At 39.8% G+C, this 3,993-nt stretch carries 3 protein-coding genes; all 3 read left to right on the top strand.

The window, feature by feature from the left end; translation table 11 throughout:
• A partial coding sequence (locus ACVRZH_RS09835) for a PBSX family phage terminase large subunit (protein WP_447455104.1) occupies positions 1-1,026 on the top strand: 1,026 nt, incomplete at its 5' end.
• A gap of 11 nt (positions 1,027-1,037) precedes the next feature.
• Complete coding sequence (locus ACVRZH_RS09830) at positions 1,038-2,621, top strand: phage portal protein (protein WP_447455103.1); 1,584 nt, start codon at positions 1,038-1,040, stop codon at positions 2,619-2,621.
• Positions 2,622-2,623: 2 nt separating this feature from the next.
• Positions 2,624-3,904 (top strand): phage minor capsid protein, encoded by a 1,281-nt coding sequence (locus ACVRZH_RS09825; RefSeq protein ID WP_447455102.1) that lies wholly within the window; start codon positions 2,624-2,626, stop codon positions 3,902-3,904.
• The last annotated feature ends 89 nt before the right edge of the window (positions 3,905-3,993 follow it).

Genomic DNA, 3,993 nt, shown 5'->3' with positions numbered 1-3,993 from the left:
TTTAAGATAACCCATATTAAGACGGGGTCAACTTTTTATTTTTATGGTTTAGATGACTTTCAAAAATTGAAATCAAATAACATTGGTAATATCATTGCTGTTTGGTATGAGGAGGCTGCAGAGTTTTCGAGTGCAGAAGAATTTGATCAAACAAACATTACTTTTATGCGACAGAAACATCCACTCGCCCCGTTTGTTCAGATATTTTGGTCTTATAACCCACCTATCAATCCATACAGTTGGATAAATGAGTGGTATGAGAAAATGAACACTATGGATAATTACTTGTGCCATTCTAGCACCTATCTTGATGATGAGTTAGATTTTGTAAATGAGCAGATGTTAGCTGATATAGAGCGTATAAAAGAGAATGACTACGATTATTACAGGTATGTCTATTTAGGTGAGCCAGTGGGGCTTGGTAATAACATCTATAACATGAGTACATTTCATCCACTAGATGCGCTACCGAGCGATGACAGGCTTGTTGGCATATCGTTTGCGCTAGATGGTGGACACCAACAATCAGCTACGGCGTGTTGTGCTTTTGGCATCACAGCTAAAGGCAAAGCAATCTTACTTGATACTTGGTATTACAGTCCAGCAGGTCAAGCGGTAAAGAAAGCACCTAGCCAGTTATCACAGGATATTTATTATTTCACAACAAAGATTATCGGGGAGTATAAAGTACCTATATTGCAATATACAATTGATAGTGCAGAGGGAGCGTTGAGAAACCAGATGTATCTTGATTTTGGTATTAGATGGCATCCAGTGGCTAAATTAAAGAAAGTAACAATGATTGATACTTTCCAATCATTGCTTGCGGAGGGGCGCTTTTATTATCTCGACACCGAGAATAACAAGATATTTATTGAGGAGCATAAGATGTATAGATGGGATGAAAAGACTATACAATCTGACAGTCCAAATGTCATTAAAGACGATGACCATACCTGTGACGTAGCGCAGTATTTTGTGTTAGACAATGCTAAAATACTTGGTTTACGTGTTGGTAATTCATAAGGAGGGCAAACATGAGCCTAATTCAAAAAATTAAAGACTTTTTCAATCGTGGGAGGTATAACATGGAAACATCAAACCTAAATAGCGTTTTAGATCATCCGAAAGTGGCTGTAACTCAAGCAGAGTTCGACAGAATAAAGCACAATCTATCCTACTATCAATCAAAGTTCGATGATATCGAGTACATCAATACTGATGGCGATAGGAAGCGTAGAAAGATGCAACATTTGCCTATTGCACGTACAGCCGCCAAGAAGATTGCTAGTTTGGTTTACAATGAACAAGCAGAGATTTCAGCAGAAGATACAAAGCTGAATGAATTTTTACAGGATATGCTATCTAATGACAGATTTAATAAGAACTTTGAGCGATATCTTGAGAGCTGTCTAGCTTTGGGTGGTCTAGCTATGCGACCTTATGTTGATGGCGATAAAATCCGTGTAGCATTTATCCAAGCACCAGTGTTTTTGCCATTACAAAGTAACACACAGGATGTATCAAGTGCTGCTATCTTGACTAAAACCATAAAAACCGAAAATAGAAAAAATGTATATTATACACTTGTTGAGTTTCATGAATGGATTACTCCAGATGGTCGTGAGGTTGGAAGTACAAAAGATAAGAGCTTGTACCGTATCACTAATGAGCTTTATAAATCAACATCAGATAGTACACTTGGGGAGCGTGTAAACTTAAGCGAATTATACCCAGACTTGCAACCAGTCACACCAATTCAAGGCTTATCACGCCCACTGTTTACTTATCTCAAAACGCCGGGCATGAACAACAAGGACATCAATAGTCCGTTAGGTTTATCTATCTTTGACAATGCTAAAACCACCATTGACTTTATCAATCGCACTTACGATGAATTTATGTGGGAGATTAAGATGGGGCAAAGGCGCGTGATTGTGCCAGAGCAAATGACACAATTAAAGGTGCAAGATAGCCGTGGAGAAATCACATTCAAGCGCCGATTTGATGTTGAGCAAAATGTTTATATGCAAGTTGGAGCAGGCAATATGGATAGTGGGGGAATTATTGACCTCACTACGCCTATCCGCTCATCTGACTATATTTCAGCTATTTCAGAGGGGCTAAAGCTCTTTGAGATGCAGATAGGGGTATCTAGCGGCATGTTTACTTTTGATGGTCAAGGAGTTAAGACAGCGACCGAGATTGTCAGTGAAAACAGTGATACTTACCAAATGCGCAATAGCATTGTTGCCCTTGCGGAACAATCTATCAAAGAGCTTTGCGTGTCCATGTGTGAACTTGGTAAGGCTGTTGGTATCTATAAGGGTACTATCCCAGAATTAAATGATATATCGGTCAATCTTGATGATGGTGTCTTTACTGATAGGCATGCAGAGCTTGATTACTGGATGAAAATGGTAGCAGCTGGTTTTGCGACACAAAAACGAGGGATTTCCAAGACGCTCAACATAACAGAGGAGGAGGCAGAAAAAGAACTCGCTGAAATCAATGGCGAATTACCACTTGAAAGTGATGCAGAGCTTGCTTTGTATGAAAAGGGTCAACAAAATACAGTAGGAAACAGTAAGAATACAGTAGATGATAAAGATGAGGCTTAATCATGACCAAAACAAAAAAACGCCCAACCATAAATGAGCAACAACTATCATTGCACATGCAAGGCGTAAGCGATATATACGCTAAAATGCAGCAAGAGCTGTTCGATAGCATGATCAAACGGCTGAAAGAAAGGGGTAATGCTGATTTACAAAGAAATCCGTATATTTGGCAACTAGAAAAGCTGAATGATATGTATATGCTCAATGAAGAAAACTTGAAAATCATTATTGAGCGTACAGGGATTGCTGAAAGTTTGTTGCGTAAGGTTATCGAGAATGAGGGCTTGAAGGTCTATCAAGATACGAAACAACAACTAGAGGAGGACTTGAAACAAAACCCTAGTGGCGTTGTTACTAACGGAGTGACGAGTGCTTTGGAGGCTTACACCCAACAGGCTATAAGTGACCTTAACCTTATAAATACCACCCTACCAAAAAGCGTACAGGCTGTTTTTAAGTCAGTGGTTGAGCAGACAGTGGCGCAAGTGGTATCTGGTACTAAAACAAGCGATAGAGCCTTAAATGACACCATCATGTCATGGCAAAAAAAGGGCTTTACAGGCTTTACTGATAGTGCTGGTAGGGAGTGGAGAGCGGATAGCTACGCTAGGGCAATCATTAAGACAACTACGTATAGGGTTTATAATGATATGCGCACTAGACCAGCGGAAGAATTAGGGATAGATACCTTTTACTATTCAATCAAATCAAGCGCTAGAGCTGCTTGCGCACCATTGCAAGGTAAAATAGTCACAAAAGGCCAAGGTAGGGTTGTAAATGGGGTTACTATCCATAGCTTGCTAGATTATGGCTACGGAACAGCTGGAGGTTGCTTAGGAGTTCATTGTGGTCATTACCTTACACCTTTTATCGTAGGAGTGAATGAGTTGCCAGACTTGCCAGAGCATTTAAAAGACCTCACCCCAGAGCAAGCGGAAGAAAATGCACGTATTGAGGCTAAACAGAGAGCCTTAGAGCGTACAGTTAGACATCACAAGGAGAGGCTACATTATGCAAAAACAATGGGAGACAGTGAACTTGAGATGTGGGAAAAACTACAAGTTAGGAAAAACCAAGGTAAGTTAAGGAATTTGGTTGCTAGTCATGATTTCCTCAATCGTGACTATAGCCGTGAGAGGTTCGCTGGTCATATTGTGCATAAAACTAAAGAAGTTGTGAGCGAGACAGTCAGAAAAACTGCTCAAGAGTATAAGAGCCTTGTGGAACTTTTAGGTAATAATGCCCCACGACAAACGCATGAAGAAAACATCGTTTTCAAATAACAGTTTCATAAACTAAGAGTGAATCCTCTGCTATACTAGAGATAGCGGAGGATTTTGTTATGAACGAGATACTAGAATTCTTAATACAT

Source organism: Streptococcus fryi (assembly GCF_053206505.1).
The sequence above is the reverse complement of the archived record's forward strand: the minus strand, read 5'-3'. Positions and strand labels throughout refer to the sequence as shown.